The following is a 5,230-nucleotide window of genomic DNA, read 5'->3' on the forward strand; positions in this document are numbered from 1 at the left end:
CGGCCGCTCGCGCGCCTTCGCCGTCGACCCCGCCGCCTGCGCCGCGCCGGTCGGGAAAGCCGCTGATCGTCATCGATGCAGGCCATGGCGGCAACGACCCCGGCGCCAGCGGGGCCAGCGCGCGCGAAAAGACCGTGACCCTGGCCGCCGCCCTGGCGCTGAAAAGCGAACTGGAGCGGACCGGGCGCTATCGCGTGCGGCTGACGCGCGAGGACGACCGTTATGTCGATCTGTATCGCCGCGTGGCCATCGCGCGCCAGGCGGACGCGGACCTGTTCATCTCCCTGCACGCCGACGCCGGTTCCGATCCGGCGCTGCGCGGGGCCAGCGTCTATACCCTGTCCGAACAGGGGGCGGGCCGGGCGGTTCGCGAGTTCACGCGCGGCGACAACTGGCACCGCGAACTGCATCTGCCGGGACGCGATCCCTCGGTGGACCGCATCCTGCTGGACATGACCCAGCGCGCGACGCAGAACCGATCGGCCCAGTTCGCGCGGGTTCTGCTGACCCATCTGGAAGGCTCCGAGACGCCGCTCCTGCGTCGCAGCCACCGCGACGCCGGTTTGGCCGTGCTGCTGGCGCCCGACGTGCCGGCGGTGCTGCTGGAAATGGGCTTCATCACCAACCCAGAGGACGAGCGGATGCTGACCGACGAGCGCGCGCGCCGCCGGTTGATGAAGACGGTCGCGGACGGCATCGACCGCTATTTCCGCGAACCGGCCGCGCCGATGATGACCGCTTCGAACGGTCTGGCCGCCGGACAACCTTGATCGTCGCAACCAACCGGCGTCCGGCCGGTTCTGACGCCCATGAAGAAAGCCATCGTCACGGGCGGATCGGGCCTGATCGGATCGGGATTGTGCCAGGCGCTCATCGACCAGGGATGGGACGTCGCCTCGTTCGATCTGAAACCAGGTGAGGGCGCGGCGCGCCATATAGACTGTGATCTGAGCGACGAAGCCTCGGTCGCGCACGCCTTCGAGACGCTGGGCTGGTCGGCGCTTGATCTGCTGGTCAACAACGGCGGGGTCGCCGATCCGGTCAATGGGTCGCTGGCCGATCTGTCTCTGGCCGACTGGCGAAAAGTGGTCGACAGCCACCTGACCGGCGCCTTTCTGATGTGTCGGTCCGCCATTCCCCTGCTCAGGGACGGCGGGTCCATCGTCAACATGGCCTCGACCCGCGCCGTCATGTCCGAGCCGGAGACCGAAGCCTATGCGGCGTCGAAGGGCGCGCTGGTCGCCCTGACCCATGCGCTGGCGATCAGCCTGGGTCCGAAAGTCCGGGTCAACGCCATCGCCCCGGGCTGGATCTCCGATGGGGAAGGCCTACGCCCGGTCGATCACGACCAGCACCCTGCCGGCCGCGTCGGCCGCCCCGCCGACATCGCCCAGGCGGTCATCTATCTGGCCGAGGCCGGCTTCGTGACGGGGCAGGTTCTGACGATGGACGGCGGAATGAGCCGCAAGATGATCTACGCGGAGTGACACCGCGACCGCTTGCCGTTGTCGCCTCGATTGTGCCAGTGATGGCCGCAGGTTGGGACGAAGGGGGCAATGATCCAGATTTTCGCCGCGATTGCGCTTCTGTCTTTGCCCGACGCGCCTTCGGCGACGGGAGCCTGTGCTTGGTCGCGCCTGCCTGAGGCGGAGCAGCAGGCGGTGATGACCGCCTATGACCGCGGCATGTCGCAAGGGATGCGCGCCCTGTCGCAACGCGGCGCCGACCTTCTGGCGATCTCACAGGACTGTACGGGCCGATCTTATTTGCCGCCGCGCTGGATACATGCCGCCATTGCGTCCCATGTGATCCAACTGGGAGCTTCGGCGCGGGTCGAACGCGAGAAGGGTTTGAGCAGGGCGCGCCTGGATCGGGCTTGGGATGAGGCCAGCGAGGCCGCCTGGAGTTGCGTCTTCAATAATGCCGCCAAACCGTTCGGCATCGAAGGACCGGCCTGCCCCGATTGACGCGCGGGGGCGACTTTTCTGGCGTCGCTCGGCCTATCGACGGCAAACCGGGCGGATCGCGTCGCGGCGGAACAGGCGCTGATCTATATGAACGCCAAGGCCCAGCAAATGATTGCGGGTCAACTGATCTCCAAGGCGCCGGTCAGGCCCTAAGCCAGCCCGGCCTTCTTCAGCGTCTTCCAGGCCTTGATGACGCGCTGCAGCTTGGCCTCGGCGCCGCGGTCGCCGCCGTTGGTGTCCGGGTGGAAGCGTTTCAGCATCTCATGATAGCTGGCCTTGACCTTGGCCTTGTCGGCGCCGGGGTCCAGGCCCAGGTCGGCAAGCGCAGCGCGTTCCAGCTTGCCGACGCGGCGGTCCTCGGTCGGGGACTGCGGCGCCTGATCGCCCTTGCGACCGAACAGGCCGAAGCTGTCGCGCCACGATCCGGCGCCGGTGGTGTTGGACGTGCCCATCTTGGACGCGAAGGCGGCGGCCTCGCGCGTGAACTTGCCGGCCTTCATCTCCCAGGTCGGGCGGCCGCCGGTCATGGCCTCGTTTTCCTGGGCGGCGCGGACCTCGCCCTCGCTCATGCCCGCGTAGAAATTCCAGCCCTTGTTGTACTCGCCGGCGTGGGGCTGACAGAATTCGTAGAAATCGTTCAGCCGGTCGCGCGACTTGGGCGCCTTGGCGGTCGCGGCCTTGCGGCAGTCCGGCCACTGGCAGGGCTTTTCGCCCGGCTTGAGGTGAAGGACGTCGGCCTGGGCCGCCTCTTCCTCGGGCTTCGGCGGCTTCACGCGGATGTCGGTGAAGCGCGGCTTGTATTGAAAGGAGGCGGACATCACCCGAAGTGTAGGGCCGAATTGGACGGCATCAAGGAATCGATCATGTCGGAAGGCCCGGTCACGGCAATTATTCGTGCAAAACTGACGGAGGGCCTGGCCCCCCGGCGGTTGGAGATCGAGGATGACAGCTGGCGCCACGCCGGCCACCACCACGAAGGCGGGATGGACGCCAAGCCTGGCGGAGAAAGCCACTTCAATCTGGTGATCGTGTCAGAGACTTTCCAGGGGCAGTCGCGCGTGGCGCGTCAACGCGCGGTCAACGCCCTGTTGAAGGCCGAATTGGCCGGGCCGGTCCACGCCCTGTCGATCAAGGCCCTGACGCCGGACGAGGCGCAGGCGTAAAAACCAGCGTTCACATCGTCTTAGAACCTTCGTCATAGCGTCACGCCACCAAACAGAAGGTGGGGCTCTGGGCTATGGTGGAATCAGACGGCGTGGCGAAGGCGCTGCCAGGCGATCAGCGCGCCGGGGATGCGTCCCAGGCCCTGACGGCCATCCTGCAGACGCAGTATCTGCGCTATATGATCATCGCCTCCTGGGCCTTGGGACTGCTGGGCACGGTGGGGTGGTTGCAGGCCGGTCTTTGGTTCGGCCTGACGCTGGCCGCAGGTTCGGTTCGCGGCATGGTCGAAAAGCGGCTGAGCCATCAAGTCGAAACAGGATGGGGCATGACCTTCCCCATCGTCGCCACGGTGACGACCGGCGCATGGGCCGTGGCGCCGCTGCTGGCCTGGTTCTCGCCTGCCGATTTCGGACGCCCCCTGGCCCTGGCGCTGATCATTTCCGGCTATGTGCTGGTGTTCGCCCAACTGCGGAGTTCGCCCCGTCAGGCCCTGATAATTTCGTCGCCCTATGGGGCGGCGGCGGCAATCATCCTGATGAGTCTGTGGGGCACGCCCGAGTTCTGGTCCATGCTGGTGGTTCTGCCGTTCACGGCCGCCGGCCTGTTCGTGCTGGTGACCATGACCCTGTTGCGGGAAGATCGCATCCGGGCCTTTCAGCGACATCAGGCGCATCTGATCGAAGAACTGGAGGCCGCGCGCGACAAGGCGAACGCCGCCAACGACGCCAAGTCCAACTTCCTGGGCGTGATCTCGCACGAACTAAGAACGCCGATGAACGGGGTGCTGGGCGCCGCCCAACTGCTCAGCGCGACGCGGCTGGAGACGACCCAGCGCGAATATCTGTCGATCATCCGCAACTCGGGCGACAATTTGTTGTCGCTCCTGAACGACATCCTCGACATGACGAAGATCGAGGCGGGAAAGATGAATTTCGAGGTCGTCGATGTCTCGATAGACAGTCTGCACAAGCGGATTACAGGTCCGTTCGAGGCCCAGGCCGAGGCCAAGGGCCTGGAGTTCGTCTCCACCTTCGAAGGCGAGACGCCGACCGTGGTGCGGGGCGACCCGTTGCGCGTCTGTCAGGTCGTGCAGAACCTGTTGTCCAACGCCGTCAAGTTCACCGAGACCGGACGCATCCACTACACCGTGCGATCGCACCGGATTTCGGATCAGCGCGTGCGGTTCCAGTTCGTCGTCCAGGACAGCGGGGCCGGCATCGCGGCGGCCGATCTGGAGCGGCTGTTCCAGCCCTTCACCCAGGTCGACAGCTCCTCCACACGCCGGTTCGGCGGCACGGGCCTTGGCCTGACCATCGCCCGGCGGATGGCCAACATCATGGGCGGGGACATCACCGTCACCTCGAAACTGGCGGAAGGCTCGTGCTTCACCCTGGAGGTCGAGGCCGAGGTGGTGGAATGGGCCAAGCCGGTCCTGGCTGAAGAAGTCCATGCTGAGGTCGAAGGCGGCGAGTCGCTGCGTGTGCTGGTGGTGGAGGACCATCCCGTCAACCGCATGATCCTGGAAGCGTGGATGAGCTCGGCCAACCATATCACCGCCACCGCCGAAAACGGTCGGATCGCGGTCGACAGCGCCGCCGAACAGCCGTTCGACCTGATCATCATGGACGTGAACATGCCGGTGATGGACGGTCTGAGCGCAACGCGCCTGATCCGCGAAGGCGGGGGTCTGAACGCCGACACGCCCATCGTCGTGTTGTCCGCCTCCGCGCGGTCGGAGGATCACGAGGCGGGCCTGAATGCCGGAGCCGACGCCTATCTGAACAAGCCGATCGACTTCAGCGCCCTGGCCCTGCTGATGGGCCGGGTCGGCGGGGGGCGCGAGGCGGTCGCCATGGCTTTCGAGCAGCCGTCGGAGGCTTCTGCCGCCGCCTGACGCGCGATCCAAATGCGGCCGGAGTGCGGCCGCGCGATGAACCCCGGTCGAACGACGCGGTTCAGACTGGCCTCAGGCCGCACCCTCCATAAAGGCGAGACGTCGAATCGTTTCGGCCGCAGATGGAGACACGACCATGAGAAGGACACTCACCGCCGCGATCGCTGCAGTCATGGCCGCCGGCGCCCTGGGCGCCGCGGGCGCG

6 protein-coding genes are annotated in these 5,230 nt (G+C 66.4%); 5 read left to right on the top strand and 1 reads right to left on the bottom strand.

Going from position 1 to position 5,230, the window contains the following annotated elements; translation table 11 throughout:
* The 3 genes from RTU05_RS16880 to RTU05_RS16890 form a co-directional block, all read left to right on the top strand.
* Positions 1 to 770, top strand: a 770-nt coding sequence (locus RTU05_RS16880; protein ID WP_312599475.1) for an N-acetylmuramoyl-L-alanine amidase, incomplete at its 5' end; no start/stop codon positions are given.
* A 39-nt stretch (positions 771 to 809) separates the two neighbouring features.
* Complete coding sequence (locus tag RTU05_RS16885; protein WP_312599476.1) at positions 810 to 1,487, top strand: SDR family oxidoreductase; 678 nt, start codon at positions 810 to 812, stop codon at positions 1,485 to 1,487.
* A 69-nt stretch (positions 1,488 to 1,556) separates the two neighbouring features.
* Positions 1,557 to 1,967 carry a hypothetical protein gene (locus RTU05_RS16890; protein ID WP_312599477.1) on the top strand — a complete coding sequence of 137 codons (411 nt, stop codon included), beginning with the start codon at positions 1,557 to 1,559 and terminating at the stop codon, positions 1,965 to 1,967.
* A 149-nt stretch (positions 1,968 to 2,116) separates the two neighbouring features.
* Here the strand turns inward: RTU05_RS16890 and RTU05_RS16895 are convergent, their stop codons facing one another.
* Entirely contained in the window at positions 2,117 to 2,785 is a 669-nt protein-coding gene (locus RTU05_RS16895; protein ID WP_087119288.1) for a J domain-containing protein, read from the bottom strand.
* A 45-nt stretch (positions 2,786 to 2,830) separates the two neighbouring features.
* Between RTU05_RS16895 and RTU05_RS16900 the strand changes: the two genes are divergently transcribed.
* Positions 2,831 to 3,130, top strand: a complete 300-nt coding sequence (locus tag RTU05_RS16900; protein WP_312599478.1) for a BolA family protein — start codon at positions 2,831 to 2,833, stop codon at positions 3,128 to 3,130.
* Positions 3,131 to 3,222: 92 nt separating this feature from the next.
* Positions 3,223 to 5,025 carry an ATP-binding protein gene (locus tag RTU05_RS16905; RefSeq protein ID WP_312599479.1) on the top strand — a complete coding sequence of 601 codons (1,803 nt, stop codon included), beginning with the start codon at positions 3,223 to 3,225 and terminating at the stop codon, positions 5,023 to 5,025.
* Positions 5,026 to 5,230 lie beyond the last annotated feature (205 nt).

Origin of the sequence: Brevundimonas sp. (assembly GCF_032017145.1) — a bacterium.
GTDB lineage: Bacteria > Pseudomonadota > Alphaproteobacteria > Caulobacterales > Caulobacteraceae > Brevundimonas.